We start from the raw sequence: 19,326 nt of genomic DNA, 5'->3' as shown, positions 1-19,326 counted from the left end.
GCCACGCACGTATCCCGGCTCATAGGCGCGGTGAAACGCCTGCGGCCGGATACGCCGGCCGGGGGGTGCTTTGGAGCGAGAGCCGTACTTTTTCCTCAGTTATGCGCGCCGGGACGACCGGGGTAGCGCCTTCGTGCGTCGTTTCTACGACGACCTGTTGGCAGAGCTGAGCCGCCTGGGCGCGGACTGCGGCGGACAACAGCCGTTCCTCGACATCGAGCGGATCGGCCTGGGCATGGACTGGGAGACCGCGCTCGGCAACGAGATCGGGCACTGCCGGGCGCTGGTGGCCCTCTGCTCACCCGCCTACGTCAACAGTCCCTACTGCGGCAAGGAATGGGCCGCCTTCGAATCCCGGCTGCTGAGGTACCGCGAGCAGACCGACATCGAGGTACCGGCGCTCATACCGGTCCTGTGGGTTCCCCTGCACCATGCGATGCCGCCGGAGATCAGCAAGTACCAGTACTTCGAACCGGCGATGGGTCAGGAGTACCTGGAGCAGGGGCTGATGGGGCTGTTGCGGTCCGCTCCGGGGGGTCGCGCCTACCGCGCGGTCCTGGAACTCGTCGCGAAGCGGGTGCACCACGTCGCCGATCTCTTCCGGCTGCCCCGTGCGCAGGGCCTCGACCTGGGGACCGTGCGCAGCCCCTTCGAGGGGCGGGAACCCGCGGGCCCGGGGAGACGCACCACGGGTCACGTCCGGGTGTTCATCGCCGCGGGCGTCACCGACCCCCTGCCCACGGGTCGGCAGCGGCCCGAGTACTACGGGCCCTCACCGCTCGACTGGACGCCGTACCACCCGCCGATCCACCCCACCGTGGCCTACCGGGCGCAGCGCGTGATCATCGACGAGGGGTGCACGAGCAGCCTGGAGGTCGTCGACCGGGGCCTCGGCGAGAAGCTCGACGAGGCCATGCAGAACAACCAGACCTCCGTGCTGTTGGTCGACGCGTGGGCCGCCCGGGAAGGCCGGTACCGCGCTCCGCTGTCCGACTACGACCGGCAGAACCACCCTGTCACCGGCGTCCTCGTGCCGTGTCACGAGACGGACGAGGAATCCGTCGACGAGAAGCTGTGGACCGACCTTCAGCAGGTCTTCAGACGCAACTGGATGCGGCGCAACGACCCCTACGATCCGCTGTTCCAGGTCCAGGTCGAAAGACAACGGTTCGAGAGCAGGCTGGCCCGCATGGTGGTGGTCGCCCAGAACCGCCTCATGGAGCAGGCCGTGCCGCGTCGGCTGCCCGCCGGGCCGTCGGCACCGCCCATGCCGGGACTGAACGTCCCGTACACGCCGCCCTCCAGCACCGACGATCCGACCGAGCCGCCGGGTCGTACGCCCCTGCGGAAGGATCAGGACGATGAGCTCTGAGACCGAGGCTCAGGACGCCGGCCGGATAGTCACCTTCTATTCCTACAAGGGTGGCACGGGCCGCACGATGGCCCTGGTCAACGTCGGCTGGATCATGGCCAGCAACGGCAAGCGGGTGCTGCTGGTCGACTGGGACCTCGAGGCCCCCGGACTGCACCGGTATCTGCGCCCTTTCCTCCTCGACCCGAAGCTGCGGGACACCGACGGCCTGATCAACATGGTGAACTCCTTCGTCGGACAGGTGATACGCCCCGGGGAACCGCTGGAACCCGGCGCCGGGACCACCGTGATGAGTGACGACGAACTGCGTTCCCACGCCCGGCTCGGCCCTCGCACCACCGGCCTGGACCTGCGCTTCCCCGGGGGCGGCCGGCTCGACTTCCTGCCCGCCGGGCGGATGTCCCCCTCGTACTCCGCGGACGTCACCAGCTTCAACTGGCGCGCGTTCTACGAACGTCTGGGCGGTGGCTCCTTCCTCCAGGTGCTGCGGGAGGAGATGAAGGCGTCGTACGACTACGTCCTCATCGACAGCCGCACCGGTGTCAGCGACATCTCGGGGATCTGCACCACCGTCATGCCGGACGTCCTCGTCGACGGGTTCGTGCTGAACCACCAGAGCATCGAAGGCGGCCTGGACGTCGCGCAGTCGGTGGCCTCGGAGGTGCGCCACCCCGTTCGCATCCTGCCCGTCCCCATGCGTGTCGAGGACGGCGAACAGGAACTGCTCGAATGGGGCCGCGACCTGGCCCGAGCCGAGTTCGGACCGTTCCTCTCCTGGCTGGGCGAATCGGAGCAGGACCAGTACTGGGGAGAGGTCGAGGTCCCCTACAAGAAGTACTACGCCTACGCCGAGATCCCGGCCACGGTCCGGGACCGGCCCTCCCAGCCGGGAAACCTGCTCGCGGCGTTCGAGCGGCTCACCTCGTGGATCACCGACGGCCGGGTGCGATCCCTCGCCCCCCATCCGGAGGACGAGCGGCAGCGGATGCGTGCCGCCTACCTCGACCCCAGGACGTCGTGGCCGCGCATCCACGTCAGCTACGCCTCGGCCGACCGGATGTGGGCGGAATGGATCGCGGCCAGGCTGGAGGTCATCGGATACCAGGTCTCGCTGCACAGCACCGCCGAACCGGACGCCGGGACGCTGCCCGAGGTCGCCCCCGTCCTGAAGGGGCGCGGACGGCTGCTCGCCCTGCTCTCCCCGGAGTACATGGCGCAGCGGCGTGCCCAGGAGGTCTGGAAGCAGTTGCGAGGTCTTGAGAGCGCCGACAGAGCACTGCTGGCGGTACGCGTCCAGGAGTTCGAGACCACTGCTCGGGCCCCCTTCCGGGGACGGTTCGCCGCCGACCTCACCCACCGCACCCCCGAGGAGGCGGAGGCCCAACTGCTGTCGGTCGTCGGCCCGGTCCGCCGCGCCCGCGTCCCGGGCAGCGTCGCGCCGGCTCCCGACGCACCCGCCCCGCCGTTTCCCGGTACCTCCCCCTCGGTACAGCGAGTTCCATCCAGGAACGTGTCCTTCACCGGCCGGGGCTTCTTGCTGGAGCGGCTGCGCAACGGCTTCACCTCCGGCAGCACGACACAGGTCCTCTACGGGCTCGGTGGAGTGGGAAAGACGCAGATCGCCCAAGAGTACGCACACCGGTTCAAAGCGGCCTATGACGTGGTCTGGTGGGTCCCCGCCGCGCAACCTGGTCTGATCCGCCCGGCCCTCGCCGATCTCGCCCCCCGTCTCGGCCTGGAGGTCGGCGAGGACGTGGGGAGCACAGCGGAGTCGGTGCTGCGGGCGTTACGACGGGGAGAGCCTTTCGACCGCTGGCTTCTGGTCTACGACAACGCCGGACGCCCCGAACAACTCGCGGCGTTCCTCCCGACGGGGCCGCCCGGTGGGCATGTCCTTCTCACATCCCGCGACCGGACCTGGGTGAACGACGCGGGACTGGTCGAGGTCGAGGTGTTCCAGCGTCAGGAGAGCACCGACCTGTTGCACCGCCTCAACACCGGACTCACGGCCTCCGACGCCGAGGAGGTGGCCAGGGAACTGGGCGACCTGCCGCTGGCCGTCGCCCAGGCCGCGGTCTGGCTCAGCGAGAGCAGTATGCCGGTGGCCACCTATCTGGCGCTGCTCAAGGACCGCCTCACCGAGGTGCTGCAGACGACCCAGTTACCGGAGCGGGACTACCCCCACTCGGCCGCGGCGACCTGGAACCTGGCGGTGGACGAACTGCGTCGGGTCAATCAGGCCGCGGCCGAGATGCTGGAGATCTGTTCCTTCTTCGGGCCCGACCCCATTCCGTTGCGGCTCCTCTACAGCAAAGCCGTCACCAAGGCGTTGACCCTGCCGTCGGGTGAGCCACGCGACGAGATGGCCGTCGCCCAACTGGTGCGTACGATCAATCGTTTCGGTCTGGCCAAGAGCGATCAGAGCAGCGCGACGCTCACGGTGCACCGGCTGGTGCAGGCGGTCATCCGCGACCAGGTCGACGACGCACGCAAACCGCAGGCACGCGGTGTGGTGCACGCCGCGCTGGTGGACGCCGACCCGGGTGACCCCGACGTCCCCGCGGACTGGGACCGCTACGCGGAACTGCTGCCCCATCTGCGGCCCAGCCTGGCCGCCGAGAGCCCGGATCCCGAAGTGCGCAAGTGGGTCACCGATTCCGTGCGTTACCTGTGGAAACGCGGCCTGCGGGCAGACGGCCAGGAGCTCGCGGAACGCACACTGGCCCGCTGGAAGACGTGCGGCATCGGGCACCCCGACGACCCACAGACCCTGATGCTCCGCATCCAGCTCGGCAACGTGCTGCGCTCCAGGGGGCGGCTGGAGAAGGCGTACGAGATCGACCGGGACACCTTCGAGCGGTTCCACCGCACCAAGGGCCCGGACTACGCGCACACGCTCGCGGCCGCCGGGAACGTCGCCGCCGACCTGCGCGCGCTGGGCCGCTACGTGGAGGCCCGGGAACTCGACCGCAAGACCCTCGACGGAGCCCTGCGGACGCTGGGGGACGACCACCCGCGCACTCTCATGTACACCAGCAACCTCGGTATGTCGGAGTACCTCGCGGGTGATCGCCGGGCGGCCCTCGATCTCCACGAACTCGCCTACCGGCAGCAGAGCGAGGCGCGCGGCCGGGACAACTTCTACTCCCTGCTGTTCGCCAGCAACTACGCCCGGGATCTGCGTGAGACGGGGAGTCTGAGGGAGGCCCTGGACCTGCTGCGCACCACCGTCCAGTGGTACGAGCAGACCCTCGGCGACAGCCACCCGGAGACGCTGAGGACCCGCCGCAACCTCGCCGTCGCCCTGCGCCGGGCCGGTGACTACGAGCAGGCGAAGAAGATCGACGAGGACATCCACTCCCGGTACGTCGAGGCGCACGGCACGGAGCACACGGACACGCTCGCCGCGGCCTGCGGTCTCGCCTGCGACCTTGCGGCGCTCGGGGAGCCACAGCGAGCACGGCAGCTGGCCGAACGGGCCATGGACCGCTACGGCGCCTACCTGGGCGCGGAACATCCCGTCACGCTGGCCTGCGCCACCAACCTCTCGGTGTACCAGCGGTTGACGGGCAGTACGGACTCCGCGCGCGAGCTGTCCCACAAGGCACTGCACCAGATGTCACGGATCGTCGGGGAGAGTCACCCGTACAGCCTCAGCTGCATGATCAATCACGCGAACGACCTCGCTCTGGCCGGCGACCTGGAAGCAGCCGTCGAGTGGGACCGGCGCGCGCGACGGTACTTCCTCGACATCCTGGGGCCCGACCACTACGACGCCATCAGCATCACCTCCAACCTGGGCCTGAGCCTGCGGGCGACCGGCCGTACCGAGGAGGCGGCGCGGTTGGCGGCGGAGGCGGCGCGAAGGGCCCAGGACAAGCTGGGCGAGACACACCCCACGACGCGGACGATACTGGCCGGAAAACGGCTCGACTCGGACATCGAACCACCGACTACCTGATCCAGTTGACCTCATCCGCCCCAAGAGCCACACGGCGCCCACGGGGTACCTATGATGGCCTCTTTCCTCCGCCGCCGTACCAGAGCGATCGATGCCGATGTCCGCCACCCACGCCCCGCCCGCCGCACCGGACAGCGGGACGGAGTCCGTGCCCTTCCGGCAGTTCCTGCTGAAGATCCACAGCCGGTGCAACCTGGCTTGTACGTACTGCTACATGTACGAGGCGGCCGACCAGAGTTGGCGGGAACGGCCCAGGAGCATGGCTCCGGCGACGGTGCGGCGGGCGGCGCGGCTGATGGCCGAACACGCCACGGAGCACGGGCTGTCCGAGGTGCATGTGGTGCTGCACGGCGGCGAGCCCCTGCTCGTCGGGGCGGAGTACCTGCAAGCGCTCCTCGGGACGGTCACGGACGCCCTGGACGGGATCGCCACGCCGCGCTTCGCCCTGCAGACCAACGGCATCCGGCTCGCCGAGGACCCGCGGCTGCTCCCCGTTCTCGACCGTCACGGGGTCCGGATCGGGGTGAGCCTGGACGGCACCCCGGCCGGGCACGACCGGCACCGACGGCGGGCCGACGGGAGAGGCAGCCACGCCGCCACCGCCCGCGCCCTCGAACTGCTGACGAGCCCTGACCACCGGCACCTGTTCGCCGGTCTGCTGTGCGTGATCGACCCCACCGCCGACCCGCTGGAGACGTACGACGCGCTCCTGCGGTTCGCTCCGCCCCGGCTGGACCTCTTACTCCCGCACGGGACCTGGCAGGCTCCGCCGCCCGGGCTCGCCGCACGGACCTCGCCGCCCTCGGCCCCACCCGCACCGGGCGCGACCCTGCGGGCCGCCCCGTACGCCGACTGGCTGTGCGCGGTCTTCGACCGCTGGTACGGCGCCCCCAGCCGGGAGACCGGCATCCGGCTGTTCGAGGAGATCATGGTGCTGCTGCTCGGCGGTGCCGCCCGCAGCGAGGTGGTCGGTCTCACCCCCATCGACCTCGTCGTCGTGGAGACCGACGGGGCGATCGAGCAGGCCGACTCGCTGAAGGTGAGCTATCCCGGGGCACCCGAGACCGGGTTGCACGTGTTCCGCGACACCTTCGCCGACGCCGCCGCGCACCCCGCCTTCCGCGCCCGGCAGCGCGGGTTGAGCGGGCTCGGCCCGGTCTGCCGCTCCTGCGCCCGCTCCCGTGTGTGCGGCGGCGGCCTGTACGCCCACAGGTACTCCCCCGAAGCCACCCCTGTCTTCTCGGCTCCCTCCGTGTACTGCGACGACCTGGCGGTACTGGTCGACCACATCGGCGCCCGGCTGCGCCGGGACGTCGCCGCACTGACCGTGCCCCGGCGGAAGGCGTCCCGATGACAGCAGCGACGGGGCAGGGGGCCGGTGTCGCACCACGCCCCGGTCAGGATCTCGTCCCGCACACCGTCCCCGCCCCCGTCTTCCGCGCCCTGGCCCGCGCCCGCGGCGGCGCGACCGCCGTGGACCTGCTGCGGAGCGGGCAACTGAGCAAACGCATGCTGATGATGCGGGCCCTGCGCCAAGCGGCGCACGGGCATCCGGAGGAGAGCGCCGCGCAAGCGGCGTACCGCCGCCTGGTGGAACTGAACCGGCGGGACCGCGTGGCCTGGCGCGAGGTCATGCTGCACCCCTACCTGGACGAGGGCCTGACCCGGTCCCTCACCTCGCTGGAGCGCGGACTGCCCACCGATCTGCGGTGGTTGGAACAACTGGCGGCGGACCCGGGCCGGCGGGCGTGGCACCGCGTCGACGCCGTCAGCGACGGCATGACACTCGAACTGCGGCTCGCCGACCGCGGCCCGTTCCGTGAGGCACACGGTCACGAACTCACCGAACCGCTCACCGCCGGGCAGGCACAGGAGTGGACACGAACGCTGCGTGCCGCCTGGGCCGTGCTCGTGCGGCGGCATCCCTGGCACGCACAGACCATCGCCGCCGGCCTGACCACCGTGGTGCCGCTGCGTCCCGAACCCGATGGCACCGAGGTGAGTTCGGCGGCCCGGCGCGCATTCGGAGCCGTCGCCGCCTCCCTGCCCGAGGACCCGGTGCTCCTCGCACTGACCCTCGTGCACGAGTTCCTGCACGTCCAACTCGGCGCGCTGCTCGACCTGTTGCCGCTGCACGGCCCTCCGACGGAGGCGCGCTACCACGCCCCGTGGCGGCCCGACCCGCGGCCCGCCGGGGCACTGCTCCAGGGGACGTACGCGCATCTGGGTGTGACGGACTTCTGGCGCGCCGAACTGGCCTCCGGGACGGGAGGCGAGCGTGCGCGACGCGAGTACGACACCTGGCGCGAGCACACCGACGCCGCCGCCGGCACGCTGCTCGACTGCGGCGAACTGCTGCCCGCGGGCGAGCGGTTCGTGACGGAGCTGCGCGAGGCCGTGCGTCGTCGGCCCGGGCCCGCGGGGGCGCTGCGCGGCAGAGCGGACCTCGTCGATGGCCTTCGCGACGGGGGCTCCGGGCCGGAGACACCGTCCTCGTGCACTCCGCCCTGAGTACCGTCGGGCCCGTCTCCAACGGCGCGCAGACCATGGTGAGCGCGCTGTCGGACGTCCTCGGGCCCAGCAGGACGCTCGTGATGTACACCCCGGCGCCTGAGGAGGCCCCCGGCCGGACGCCCGCGTCCGCCCCGTACACCGCGCCGGGCTCCGGCGTCGGCGTCGGCGTCGGTGTCCTGGCCGAGACGGTACGGGGCCGGCCCGCCGCCCTGCGCAGCGCTCATCCGCGGAGTGCCTTCACGGCGCTGGGCGCCCTGGCGGACCACATCACCTCCGGCCACTCCCCCGACTGCTCCCTGGGCGAGGAGTCCCCGCTGGGCAGACTGGAGAAGCTCGGCGCCCGGGTGCTGTTGATGGGCGTCGGTTTCGAGGCGTGCACCGCGTTCCCTGGCGAAGCACCGCGTCCCGAGCCGCTCCGCGGGCCCGCACGCGGACACCGACGTGCGGCTGGACTCCTCGCCGTTCGCAGCGGTGGGAGCCGCCTACGAGGCGACCGGGGCGGTGCGCTCCGGCCGGGTCGGTCACGCCCACTGCCGCCTGTTCGACCTCGCCGACGCGGTCGCGTTCGCCCTGGTCCTTCCCTGCCGGCGACCACGGCAGGGAAGGACCAGGGGCCCGATCCCGAAGAGCCAGGGGTAGGAGCCGCACCGCTGGATCACCAGCGCGACGCCCCTCCCGTCGGCATCAATCGCTAGGGTTGGCTCATGACCGCTCTGCCCGACTGGATGCGCCCTACGCGCGCGGAGGGCTGGTCCGCGGAGGACCTGGACCGTCTCCCCGAGGCGCCCCGCCACACCGAGCTCATCGACGGAGCACTCGTCTTCATGGTGGCGCCTCGGCGGTCCTGGCACGGCCGCCTCGTCACCGCCCTGACGACCACGCTCATGGCGCAGGCTCCCACCGGCTTCGAGGTCGAGCGTGAGATGACGATCCGCCTCGATGCCCGCAACCGCCCGGAGCCGGACCTCCTGCTGACGGACCTGCCCTACGACCCCGACCGCACCTGGTACGCCCCGGAGAACGTGAAGCTCGTCGTCGAGGCCGGGTCACCGGAATCCGCCCACCGCGACCGCACCGTGAAGCTTCGCAAGTACGCGGAGGCCGGCATCCCGCACTACTGGTGCGTCGAAGACGAGGACGGGGCACCTGTCGTCCATGTCTACGAGCTGGACGAACCGACCGGTGCCTACGCGCCCGCCGGCATCTTCCGGGGCACCCTCCAGCGCCCGGTGCCCTTCGACATCAGCCTCGACCTGGACAGGCTCACGCCGCCCCGAAGCGGATGAGAAGTCGGCTCGCAGCGTCTGCACGGGAATGAGAAGGGGCCGGACTCGTCCGAGTCCGACCCCTTCCGCCTTGCGCGCTTGCCGAAACCATCTGACGTGCGGTAACGGACTGGTCAGACGTTGAAGCGGAACTCCACCACAACCACTCTGACCTGCGGTTATGTGGGCGCATCCCAGCACCATCCCAGCACGGGATTCACTGCAAAGTACAAAAAGATCTCGAAGCGCCAAGACTACGCATCACCGCCCGCCTCGGGTACAGATCGCGCAGCGCTCCAGACGCTGTAATAGTTTCTGTACTAGACTTGTGGTCATGAAGTCACCCCGCCCCGGCGGCACGGAGAACATCTCCGTCTCGATGCCCTCGGAACTCCTCGGCGCTCTGCGCACACGTACCGGCAAGCGCGGCGTGTCCGCGTACGTGACGGCGGCCGTCCGGCATCAGCTCGCCATGGACGGCCTCGCCGAAATCGTGGCCGCCTACGAAGCCGAGCACGAGCCTCTGAACGACGCCGAAGTCCAGGCCGCGCAGAGCGAACTGTTTGGTGACGCACCGGCGCCCTACGCGTCGAACGACAGCGCCGCATGAAGGAGCCCACGGCCAGGTCCCTGGTGCTCGACTCCCAGGCGCTCTCGCTGCTGCTGCGCAACGACCGCCAGATGATCACCCGGATCGAGGCCGCTCGGCGTGTAGGCGTGCCCGTCCTCGTGTCGGCCCTGACGGTGGTGGAGGCCGTCTACGGGAAGACAGACACCGCCCGGCTGCACTGGGTGCTCTCCCGCCTTCAGGTCCAGAACGTCACCCAGGCGGACAGCCTCACCGCGGTGCAGTTGCTGAGCGACGCCGGTGGCTTGCACGGTCACAAGTACGCCATCGACGCCCTCGTCGCCGCGATGGTGCTCCGCTCGCCAGCGCCCGTCCTGGTGCTGACCTCGGACCGCGACGACTGGTCGAAACTGTGCGGCGACGGAGTACAGATCAAGGATGTCTGACCTCGGCGTTCACTCAGCTTGAATTCACCTGCTGATTGTGACTGGATCACGACATCTGGACGACGACCTTGCCCTTGGCGTGACCCTGTTCCAGGTAGGCAAGGGCGTCGGCGATCAGCTCGAATACGAGCGCTGTCTCGCCGACCCCGCGGCTGGGCCCAACGAACCCCGTGGGGTCATTTTGAAGGGCCCGGGAGGGTCAAGGTTGAGTGAGCGGTTCCACGGTCGGCTGCGCGAGGCATAGCGGATGAGCGGTGCCGGCGTACACGAGATGCGCGACGGTGCAGTCCTCTGGCGATGGGGACCTTGGACCGTCTCCTCAGCGCGAGTAGTCCGCGAGGGTGAGTAGCAGGTGTGCCGACTCAGCGCGCACGTGATCGGAATGGGCACCTGCCGGATTGAGGTGGCGCCCGCGAACATACACGTCGGAGGCGTCGATGTTGACGAAACGATGGTCGAGCGCGGAGTGCGGATACCGCTCGTCGAGTGGCAACAGGGGGGTGGTGAACATGGGCGCTGGGGCCGGGCCAATTCCGGAGTGTCCGATGCCAGGTTGCTGCTCGGCCCGCAGGTGCCAGAACCCCGTCGCCCGGTCGTGACGGGAGTAAGTGGCGACGACGGGGCCCCTCAGCGGAGCGCCGTCATGCGCCTCGCTCGGCAGGATGTTCGGAAAGAGCGAGAGGAACGCGTCCCGGCTTGCGGCCATCTGGAACAGCAGCATGCTGTCGGCGGTGAACGGGCGGGATGGTGAGTGGTCCGTCACGCTCCAGCCGAGTGTGTCATCAAGGCGGGCCTCTGCCGACCATTGGACCGCCTCGCACAGGAAGCGGCAGCCGAAGGAGTGCCCGACGAGGTGGAGGTACTGACCGTCTCGGTTAGCGAGCACGGGCGCTGCCTCAGGGTCGGCGCGCTCGGCGTCCAGATAGCCGAGGAGCCGACCCAGGATGTGGGCGGCGTGGCCTCCTCCGTCGCGTGCGCCCATAGCGTGCGCCCGGTCCCGGATCCTGCGGTAGCCGGCGGGGGTGACCAGGCTGGATGATGGCCAGCGCACGACGACACACCATGGGCTGAAGCCCTTGACTGCTAGGGCCGGATAACGGGCCGGGGCTGTCACAAAGACGTCGTGCATCAGAGCCAACAGTCGCTCGGCGGTGCGGTAGGCGGAGTCAGGCGAGGTCTGCCAACCGTGGACATAGACGAGGATGTCCGTCGCCCAGACAGGCGGGGCGAGACGCTCCGCGAAGTAATGGCGCAGCCAGGCCTCGGGCACAGGCTCACCCGTGTCAGCGTCGAGCAGCCAGCCCGTCGCATCCAGGTCAACGACCTCCACCGTGCCGACACGGTTCACGCCTCGCCTCCACTTGTCCGCTCCAGACGAGCATCCATGCCGCAGTGCAGACCGTAGGCGAACCCCAGGGGATTTCGGTATCGGGCGGCGAAGTCCCGGGCCAACTCATGAGTGATCTGGCCAGCGGTCGCCTCCCCGCGCAAGTAGCGGGTGACGAACTCGAGCGCATACTCGGCGGCAAACGCCTGTGGCATCGCGATCAGCGGCCCGAGCACGCCCTGCGCGCCGTGCTCGATGAGCATGCTCCCAAGGAACGCTCGGTCCGCACTCGCCGCGGACACCCCGGTGTAGCAGGCATTGAGTACGACAAGCGGTCGGAAACAACTGTGCCGGTGGTTTGCCCTTAGCTCACGTACGGTGTGGCCGTCGAAGGGGGTGTCGTCGGTGAGCCTGACGACCAGGGTCGGGGGTTCGGGCTGGTTCCCGACGAACTCTCCGTGGCACCAGAAGTACATCAACTGCTCGTCCAGCTCGGGCTTCCCCAGATCGCGGACGAGTTCCTCATAAGTCGTTCGCACGGTGTACTCCGTACCCGCCGCCAGTGCCTTCGCGACTTCATCCGCACGGGTGGCGCTGCCCACGCGGACGTCGTGGTTCAGGCTGACCGGGGTCCGCTCGTGGGCTGCTCCGGGCGGCCCGATCCACGCGTAAGCATCACCGGTGTGCTCGATCTGATGCCGATGACCGAGGAAGCGAGTGAAGAGAACCTCCAAGGTTGCAGGCACGGTGGAATCTTCGGTTGTACACAGCAATGGCCAGGGCAGATGTAGATCGGAGTCGAACCGTACCCGCAGCCCCTCCTGGGACAAGGCCGAACGCAGTGAGGTGCGGAACATCCTGGTCGGTTCGTCGTCACCGCGCAGCAGAGTGCTAAACAGCAGTGTTTCCCCGCTTCGAGCTAGATCGGCCACTATCCGGCGCAGCTCCTCCTCAGGTTCGGCACTGAGGTCCGCGGACGTTGCGTACGGGCGCCGTCTACTCTGTAGAGACCGACCCAGGTCGTCGACCGGCTGGAAATCAACGAACTCCGATTTCCATCGGGCACGGAGCCGGGCCGCCGCCCCATGGACCTCATCGGGCCGGGCAAGCAGGTCAACCTTATGCTCGGTGCCATGGAGTGCCGGAACGGCCGAGCCTGACATCCGCGCCCGGATCCGGCCTTCGCCGAGGACGTCGAAGCTGACGCGGAGGTCGGGCGCCTCCGTCATCAGGTGCGGCAGGAAGCGGAAGCCGTCGCTGGGGTCCTGAACAATGCAGGTGGTCAATTCACGGGGCATCGGTCAGGCCCTCCCCGTGCGTGGCCGCAGCTGTCTATTCCCCGAACCGCTGGGCTTCGTCTCCGTGATGGACAGATCGGACTCCACCTGCTGCAAGACGGTGCCTGTGTCGTGATGTACCAGGGTGAACCGGATCCGGTGTGTGCCGGGCTCCAGGGCCGTGAAGCGGAACTGTCCGGATTCGGCGTCTCCAGGGTGGTACGCCATCGTGGCTGGTGCAACCTCCGCGCCGCTCAACGGCACGGCCACGATGTCCAGCGCAGGCCGCTCACCCGGGCGGGCCCATGGATGCTGGGGCTCAGCGATCAGCTTCAGTGTCACGTGTACTGGAGTCCCCACACTGGGGTTGTCGTCCAAGAGCCTCAGATGCACTCGGCAGCGTGGCGGTGCCGAAAGCGCCGGAGCTACCACGTCAACATCAACCACGCTGCCGGCGACTGCGTAGCGGGCGACCGCTGCTTCGTAGAAGGCATCCGCGAGGGCCACGATGATCGAGTTGATCGCTGGCCCGTCGGTGAAGAAGTAGTCAGCCATCGTGTTGTGAGCGTCCTGGTTGTCTGCGACTGCCTCCGTGACGGCGGCTTGGAAGTCCTGTGACTCCAGGAACTGCTTCTTAGAGTTCACCTTGGTTTGCTGGACCAGGTTCGGGTCGGCGAGCAGCAGTTGCAAGAGGCCCTGTACAAACTCCCTGATCTGGGAAGCAGCGAACGTTTCGGCGCCGAAGAGGTCGTTCATCTTGTCTATGACGACCTGAAGCGCGACGTACTTCGGATCCTTCTTCGCTCCCGTACCGGCGGCGCTGATGCCCTTCAGCTGCCCGTCACCCACGAGTGAGATGTCGACCGGGATCGCCTTGCTGTGCTTGACCCCGACCAGCACCACGTCGGAGAGGTCTACGTCGGCCGCCCAAGCGGACTCGGCAATCACCTTCTCCAGCAGGCGCAGGAAGATCGAGAGCATCTCCATGTAGGGATCGCCGTAGTCGACGATCTGGGACATGAAGTCGTAGAGCCGTACGTAGGTGGAGACGTCCTTGCGGAACAGGTCGAGCTCCTGGAGCTTGACCTTGTCCTCCTCTTCGATGGCCCGCGCGTAGCGGCGCCGGAAGTCCTGCTGCGCCGGGCTGATTGCAGCCGAGAGAGCGTTGTTGCCCTTCCGCGTCACCCACAGTTCGGCGACCTTGCGGACATTGTCCTCGGTGTAGATCCCGGCCTGGGCAAGCTTGTTGGCCAGGTGCACGACGACATACGGGTCGGTCTCGGTCTCCAGAGTCGCGTTCTTGAAGTACGGCTCGAAGGCCGTCTTGATGTCCTCAGGCTTGTTGGCGAAGTCGATGACGAACGTCTTGCGCTTCTGCTCACCACCAGCGGTGCGGTGGGTGCGGTTGAGGCGCGAGAGCGTCTGTACCGCGGTGACCCCGGACAACCTCTTGTCGACGTACATCGCCGAGAGCAGGGGCTGGTCGAAGCCTGTCTGGAACTTATTGGCGACCAGCATGATCTTGTATGTGTCGCCCTTGAACGCGGCCGCCAGGTCAGCCCCGGCGCCAGGGTTCATGTTGGCCTCGGTGAACTCGTCGTCCTTCGACGGCTGCGGGCCCCAGTCGCTGTGCCAGGTCTCGCCCTCGGGCATGGTCACCCCGCCCGAAAAGGCGACCAGGGTTCGGTAGTTGTACGAGGCGTCCTCGGCGCGGCGCTTAGCGATGTAGGCGTCTATCGCCAGCTTGTACTTCACCGCGGACTTGCGGGAGTCGGTCACCACCATGGCCTTCGCCTTGCCTTCGAGGAGGTAGGCGACGTTGGCGTGGAAGTGCTCGACGATGATCTGCACCTTCTGGCTGACGTTCGTCGGGTGGAGCTGCACCCACCGCATCAGCCCCTTGCGGGCGGCTGCCTCCTCGACCTCGCCTCCGTCACCGGCCTCGGCCTTGCCGGCGATCTGCAGCGCGGTGTCGTAGGACTGGTAGCCCTTGAGGACGTCGAGGATGTATCCCTCCTCGATCGCCTGCTTCATCGAGTACAGGTGGAACTCGCGCGGCTTGCCGTCGGCCCCCTTGCGGCCGAACAGTTCGAGGGTCTTGTTCTTCGGCGTCGCGGTGAAGGCGAAGTAAGAGATGTTCTCCGATTCGGCACGCTCGGTCATCTCCGAGGCAAGCACCGACTCCACATCGACCTCGGCGCCCTCCTCGATCTCCTTGAGCTCCTCGGCTGTCAGTACCTGCTTCAGCTTCGAGGAGATCTGCCCTGACTGTGAGGAGTGCGCCTCATCGGCAATAACGGCGAATCGCTTGCCCTTCAGGCTGGCGTCGGTCCGGATCTCTTCCAGTGCGTACGGGAAGGTCTGCACAGTCACCGCGATGATGAGCTCGCCGCTCTTCAACGCCTGCGCCAGCAAACCCGACTTCGACTTCGCGCCGGCCTTGCGGACGTCCTCGGGACTGATCGTCGCAACAATCTTCTTGTTCCCGTCGATCTGCCGGATCGCATCCTGCAGCTGGGAGTCGAGCACGGTACGGTCCACGACGACGATGACGGAGTCGAAGACTTTCTTGTCGTCGGCATCATGCAGTCGGGCCAGCCCGTGGGCGGTCCAGGCGATGGTGTTCGTCTTTCCTGAGCCAGCCGAGTGCTCGATCAAATACCGGTGCCCGACACCCTCCTCCTTGACTGCGGCGACGATGCTCGTGACGGCCTCCCACTGGTGGAAGCGCGGGAAGAGCATGCTCGTACGCCGCACCGAGGTGCCGGTGGTGACGTCCCACTCCTCCTTGGTCTGCACGATCGTCAGCCGCCCGATGACGTTCAGCCAAGCGTGCTTCTCCCAGACGCGTTCCCATAGGTACGCCGTCGCCGACCTGTTGTCCGCGCCGGGCGGGTTGCCGGCGCCACTGTCGAAGCCGATGTTGAACGGAAGGAAGTGGGTCTCATCCCCCTCCAGCTTCGTGGTCATGGCCGCCAGGCCGTTGGAGACCGCGAAGTGCACCAGCGCCCTGTGACCGAACGACAGCAGCGGCTCTGGGCGCCCGTTCGTCAGCGGGTTGCGGTCGTGCTTGTACTGGTTGATCGCCTCGTCCAGCGACTGGGTGAAGTCGGTCTTCAGCTCCACTGTGGCCACCGGGAGCCCGTTGACGAAGAACACCAGGTCGATGGTGCGCTGGTCAGCGGTCGAGAAGTGCACCTGCCGCACCACCCGCACCCGCATCGCCTCGTAATGCGACACGGTGGTTGCATTGAGAGAGGTTTCGGGGCGGAACTGCGCCATCTTCAAGCGGCCGCCACCGATGTACTGAACTCCGTTGCGCAGGATGTTCAGCGTCCCGCCGCCGTGCTCAAGCGGCTTGTCCAACGCTGCGGTCAGCACGTCAAGGAACTTCGCCTGCGACCCCGCCGCCTTCAGCGCCTTCTCGTACGCCGTCTTCTGCGTCGCCTCCAGCCAGGCGAACAGATCCGCCGGGAACAGCGCCCGCTCACGGTCGTACTCGCCACCGTCGTGGTCATTCACCGAGTACAGCCAGCCGCGTGCCTCGAGGTACTCGCAGATCTCCTTCTCGAAGACCGCCTCGTTGTGGTCGGCCATCACGGCACCTCGTGTACGTCGATCTGCCCAGTCACCGCAGCCGTGATCAACGCCGACCGGCGCTCCTTGGAGAACTCAATGAACCGCCCGGTCTCCTCAATGAGTGTGTCGATCTTCGCGGTCGCATGACCGACCTCCGCCACGAGCGCACGTTGCTTCTCAAGCGAAGGAACCGGAATGCGCAGGGAGCCAATAATGTCGGAGTTCAAGTTGTCCATCGTCGATCCAACGGAGGCCAATGCGAGTGCATCGCGGTTGCGCCGGCTGCTGAACACGACTGCTCCGAACGCTGGCTCGATGAAGGCCCGATTGAATCGGACTAGCGCCGAGCCCGTCCCGCAGAGGAAACCCACTGCAGGTGCCTCTACGACCGCACAGCGTCCAAGCTCTCCTCGACGGGCAGCGATCAAATCGCCTTCTTCGAGAGCATGGCGCGCAAGCTGTGCAGCCTTGTCAGCACCGACCGCAACTCGCGGATCGGGGACGACCTCACCTGCGACGATATGGGATGGGTTGATGATCGGCACGCCGCCATCCTCATACTCATCGGACTTCAACTGGCTGCCGAACGGGCCCGTCTGAATCAAGGCGGTAACTGCCTTCAACGGCGTGTTCCAGTCAAGGAGCGCCACACTTCGCTCTACAACCGACCACCGCCGCTCGCGGAGCATCTCGATTAGCCGCTGCTGCTCCTCAATGAGTGTGTCAATGCGGGCCGTTTCGCGGTCGAGGTAGTCGGCGATGGCGCGCTGTTCTTCCAGCGGCGGCACTGGGATCGCCATGCTCAGGAAGACGTCGGGGTAGATCCGAAGGCGCGACGACCAGATGCCGCGGGAGAGGCGAGTCATCTCCATCACATACGGGGTCGATCGGTAGAGGTAGTCGTAAAACCCCGGACAGAAGGCTGCGTTCGGACGCGGCCTGTACACACCGTACGCAGGGCTCACGATGCCAGCCTGCTTCGAGACGCCGAGCGCCCCCATCCACGCCCACATCGTATTAATGACGAGATCGCCCGCCTCCACGAGGCGGTAGCCATCGAGGCTCTCCGCTGCAGTCATCGTCACGGTCTTCTCTGACCTCGGGGTGATCCCGGTCAAATGCGACACGCTGAGGAGTTCCTCTGTACCTTCGGGTGAGACAGACAGCGACTCTGCCAGAAGTTCTTTGTTTCTGCTCCAGCGCCAGCGGGATGGGACGTTACCGGCCCACGCCTGCTCAAGATCAAACTGGGCTTGTGTCATCCCTCAACCTCCCGCAGCAGATCGAGGATCTTGGCAACCTGCTTCTCCAGGTCGGCGTCGATCTCCGCGAGCGGACGAGGTGGAACGTACTTGTAGAAGTGCCGCGTGAAGGGGATCTCGTAACCCGTCTTGGTCTTGGCCCAGTCGATCCAGGCGTCGGGAACGTGCGGCTTCACCTCCGCATCGAAGTACGCCTGGATGACTTCGCGCTCCGCCGTCGCGCCGGCGGTCGAGCCGCCGTAGGTGAAGGGCACGTTCTCCGTGTCGCGCTTCTTCGAATCGGGCTTCGGTTCGCCCTTGCGGTTGACGACAGGGTTCCCGCCCTCGTCCAGCAGGGGGCGCTCGACGGTGACCGTCCAGTAGCCGAACTCGTCGTTGCGCAGCACCTTGGAGAGCTCGGGATCGGCGTCCTCGAAGTCGTCGTACAGCCGCAGGACCTCGGCGCGGTCGGCATCGCTGATCTCGCGTCCCTTGGCACCGAGGTTCTTGCGCATCTTGGTCCAGAACGACGTGCCGTCGATCAGCTGCACCTTGCCCTGGCGGTCGGCGTGCTTGGTGTTGTCCAGAATCCAGATGTAGGTGGCGATGCCGGTGTTGAAGAACATGTTGGTCGGCAGGGCCACGATCGCCTCGACCAGGTCGTTCTCCAGCAGCCACCGGCGGATGTTGGAAGGGCCGGATTCAGCTCCGCCGTTGAAGAGCGGAGAGCCGTTCATGACGATGCCGACGCGGCCGCCGCCGTCCTCGGGTGCGCGCATCTTGTGGGCTAGGTGAAGCAGGAAGAGCATCTGCCCGTCGGAAGTCGCGGGGAGGCCCGGTGCGAAGCGGCCGTAGGGGCCGGCGGAGTCTCGCTCCTCCTTGACCGCCTTGGCGTACTGCTTCCAGTCCACGCCGTAGGGCGGATTGGACATGCAGTAGTCGAACTGGCGGCCTTTGAAGGCGTCGTCGGTGAGCGTGTTACCGAAGGCAATGTTGGTCGCGTCGTGGCCCTTGGCGAGCAGGTCGGACTTGCAGATGGCGTACGACTGCGGGTTGTACTCCTGGCCGTACAGGCCCAGCTTCGCGTCGGGGTTCTCGGCGAGCAGGTGCTCCTCTGCCAGGGAGAGCATGCCGCCGGTGCCGGCGGTGGGGTCGTACAGCGATCGGATGATGCCGCCCTCGGTGAGGTCGACGTCCTGCTCTGCGAAGAGCAAGTCGACCAGCAGCCGGATCGCGTCGCGCGGCGTGTAGTGGTCGCCAGAGGTCTCGTTCGCTGCCTCGTTGAACTTGCGGATGATGTATTCGAAAGCGTCGCCCATGTCGGAGTTCGACACCACATCAGGGTGGAGGTCGACCTTGCCGAAGGACTTGACGATCTCGCGTAGAAGCCCGGCCTTTTCCAGAGCCAGGATCTCCTTCTTGAAGTCGAAGTACTCGAACACGTCCACGTCGCCGGAGAACCTGTCGATGTAGTCGGCCAGGTTGTCCGCCAGTCCGTCCGCGTCGGCCAGCAAGTTCGCGAACGAGTAGTTGGAGGTGTTGTAGAAGGTCCGGCCTGTGGCCTTCTTAACCTCGACCTTGAGCCGGTTCGGGTTCTCGAACTTCGCTGCCAGCTCTCGCACCGTCGCCTGATCGGGCTCAAGGATGCAGTCGAGCCGCCGCAGGATCGTGAACGGGAGGACCACAGTCCCGTACTGGTTGGGGCGATAGGGGCCCCGAAGTTGGTCAGCGATAGACCAGATGAAGCTACCGAGCGCGCTCACAAGTTCCTCACGA

General features: G+C 67.4%; 13 protein-coding genes. 8 read left to right on the top strand and 5 right to left on the bottom strand.

The genetic code is table 11. The features are described 5' to 3' along the window. Window positions 1-70 precede the first annotated feature (70 nt). The 8 genes from PUR53_RS10370 to PUR53_RS10330 all read left to right on the top strand — a co-directional run bounded on the left by PUR53_RS10370 (window position 71) and on the right by PUR53_RS10330 (window position 10,126). Complete coding sequence (locus PUR53_RS10370) at window positions 71-1,372, top strand: TIR-like protein FxsC (protein WP_329898209.1); 1,302 nt, start codon at window positions 71-73, stop codon at window positions 1,370-1,372. Continuing rightward, window positions 1,362-5,333: an FxSxx-COOH system tetratricopeptide repeat protein gene (fxsT, locus tag PUR53_RS10365; RefSeq protein WP_329908083.1), complete on the top strand. Its 3,972-nt coding sequence runs from the start codon at window positions 1,362-1,364 to the stop codon at window positions 5,331-5,333. The genes PUR53_RS10370 and fxsT overlap by 11 nt, the downstream gene beginning before the upstream one ends. A gap of 91 nt (window positions 5,334-5,424) precedes the next feature. Next, window positions 5,425-6,687: an FxsB family cyclophane-forming radical SAM/SPASM peptide maturase gene (locus tag PUR53_RS10360; protein ID WP_443080281.1), complete on the top strand. Its 1,263-nt coding sequence runs from the start codon at window positions 5,425-5,427 to the stop codon at window positions 6,685-6,687. Further along, on the top strand, window positions 6,684-7,844 hold the full coding sequence (locus PUR53_RS10355) for an aKG-HExxH-type peptide beta-hydroxylase (RefSeq protein WP_329908080.1): 1,161 nt from the start codon (window positions 6,684-6,686) through the stop codon (window positions 7,842-7,844). Before PUR53_RS10360 ends, PUR53_RS10355 begins: the two co-directional genes overlap by 4 nt. After that, the gene (locus PUR53_RS48120) at window positions 7,829-8,542 is read left to right on the top strand and encodes an AAC(3) family N-acetyltransferase (RefSeq protein WP_443080280.1); all 714 of its coding nucleotides are present in this window, start codon (window positions 7,829-7,831) and stop codon (window positions 8,540-8,542) included. The genes PUR53_RS10355 and PUR53_RS48120 overlap by 16 nt, the downstream gene beginning before the upstream one ends. Window positions 8,543-8,551: 9 nt before the next feature. Next, window positions 8,552-9,133, top strand: a complete 582-nt coding sequence (locus PUR53_RS10340; protein ID WP_329908079.1) for a Uma2 family endonuclease — start codon at window positions 8,552-8,554, stop codon at window positions 9,131-9,133. Between the two features lie 313 nt (window positions 9,134-9,446). Beyond that, complete coding sequence (locus PUR53_RS10335) at window positions 9,447-9,722, top strand: hypothetical protein (RefSeq protein ID WP_329908077.1); 276 nt, start codon at window positions 9,447-9,449, stop codon at window positions 9,720-9,722. Further along, window positions 9,719-10,126 carry a PIN domain-containing protein gene (locus PUR53_RS10330; protein WP_329908075.1) on the top strand — a complete coding sequence of 136 codons (408 nt, stop codon included), beginning with the start codon at window positions 9,719-9,721 and terminating at the stop codon, window positions 10,124-10,126. Before PUR53_RS10335 ends, PUR53_RS10330 begins: the two co-directional genes overlap by 4 nt. A 319-nt stretch (window positions 10,127-10,445) precedes the next feature. Here the strand turns inward: PUR53_RS10330 and PUR53_RS10325 are convergent, their stop codons facing one another. From PUR53_RS10325 to PUR53_RS10305, 5 genes are read right to left on the bottom strand one after another with little or no spacing between them, the layout of a single operon-like run. After that, the gene (locus PUR53_RS10325; RefSeq protein ID WP_329908073.1) at window positions 10,446-11,474 is read right to left on the bottom strand and encodes a hypothetical protein; all 1,029 of its coding nucleotides are present in this window, start codon (window positions 11,472-11,474) and stop codon (window positions 10,446-10,448) included. Continuing rightward, window positions 11,471-12,751, bottom strand: coding sequence for a CHAT domain-containing protein (locus PUR53_RS10320; protein WP_329908072.1), 1,281 nt, complete (start codon window positions 12,749-12,751; stop codon window positions 11,471-11,473). Before PUR53_RS10320 ends, PUR53_RS10325 begins: the two co-directional genes overlap by 4 nt. A gap of 3 nt (window positions 12,752-12,754) precedes the next feature. Continuing rightward, window positions 12,755-16,327 carry a type I restriction endonuclease subunit R gene (locus PUR53_RS10315; protein ID WP_329908071.1) on the bottom strand — a complete coding sequence of 1,191 codons (3,573 nt, stop codon included), beginning with the start codon at window positions 16,325-16,327 and terminating at the stop codon, window positions 12,755-12,757. Beyond that, window positions 16,327-17,571 (bottom strand): hypothetical protein, encoded by a 1,245-nt coding sequence (locus PUR53_RS10310; protein WP_329908070.1) that lies wholly within the window; start codon window positions 17,569-17,571, stop codon window positions 16,327-16,329. The genes PUR53_RS10315 and PUR53_RS10310 overlap by 1 nt, the downstream gene beginning before the upstream one ends. Then, a complete protein-coding gene (locus PUR53_RS10305) occupies window positions 17,568-19,313 on the bottom strand; it encodes a type I restriction-modification system subunit M (protein ID WP_329908069.1) in 1,746 nt (581 codons plus the stop codon). The genes PUR53_RS10310 and PUR53_RS10305 overlap by 4 nt, the downstream gene beginning before the upstream one ends. Between the last annotated feature and the right edge of the window lie 13 nt (window positions 19,314-19,326).

The sequence above is a fragment of the Streptomyces sp. SP18BB07 genome (assembly GCF_036322545.1).
In the GTDB taxonomy this organism is placed as follows: Bacteria; Actinomycetota; Actinomycetes; order Streptomycetales; family Streptomycetaceae; genus Streptomyces; species Streptomyces deccanensis.
Note: the sequence above shows the minus strand (reverse complement) of the source record. Positions and strands in the feature narration are given on the sequence as shown.

Excerpts from the sequence above, each read along its gene's own strand:
- fxsT (WP_329908083.1), top strand. The coding sequence starts at position 1,362 with ATGAGCTCTGAGACCGAGGCTCAGGACGCCGGCCGGATAGTCACCTTC.
- PUR53_RS10360 (WP_443080281.1), top strand. The coding sequence starts at position 5,425 with ATGCCGATGTCCGCCACCCACGCCCCGCCCGCCGCACCGGACAGCGGG.
- PUR53_RS10355 (WP_329908080.1), top strand. The coding sequence starts at position 6,684 with ATGACAGCAGCGACGGGGCAGGGGGCCGGTGTCGCACCACGCCCCGGT.
- PUR53_RS10340 (WP_329908079.1), top strand. The coding sequence starts at position 8,552 with ATGACCGCTCTGCCCGACTGGATGCGCCCTACGCGCGCGGAGGGCTGG.
- PUR53_RS10335 (WP_329908077.1), top strand. The coding sequence starts at position 9,447 with ATGAAGTCACCCCGCCCCGGCGGCACGGAGAACATCTCCGTCTCGATG.
- PUR53_RS10330 (WP_329908075.1), top strand. The coding sequence starts at position 9,719 with ATGAAGGAGCCCACGGCCAGGTCCCTGGTGCTCGACTCCCAGGCGCTC.
- PUR53_RS10320 (WP_329908072.1), bottom strand. The coding sequence starts at position 12,751 with ATGCCCCGTGAATTGACCACCTGCATTGTTCAGGACCCCAGCGACGGC.
- PUR53_RS10315 (WP_329908071.1), bottom strand. The coding sequence starts at position 16,327 with ATGGCCGACCACAACGAGGCGGTCTTCGAGAAGGAGATCTGCGAGTAC.
- PUR53_RS10310 (WP_329908070.1), bottom strand. The coding sequence starts at position 17,571 with ATGACACAAGCCCAGTTTGATCTTGAGCAGGCGTGGGCCGGTAACGTC.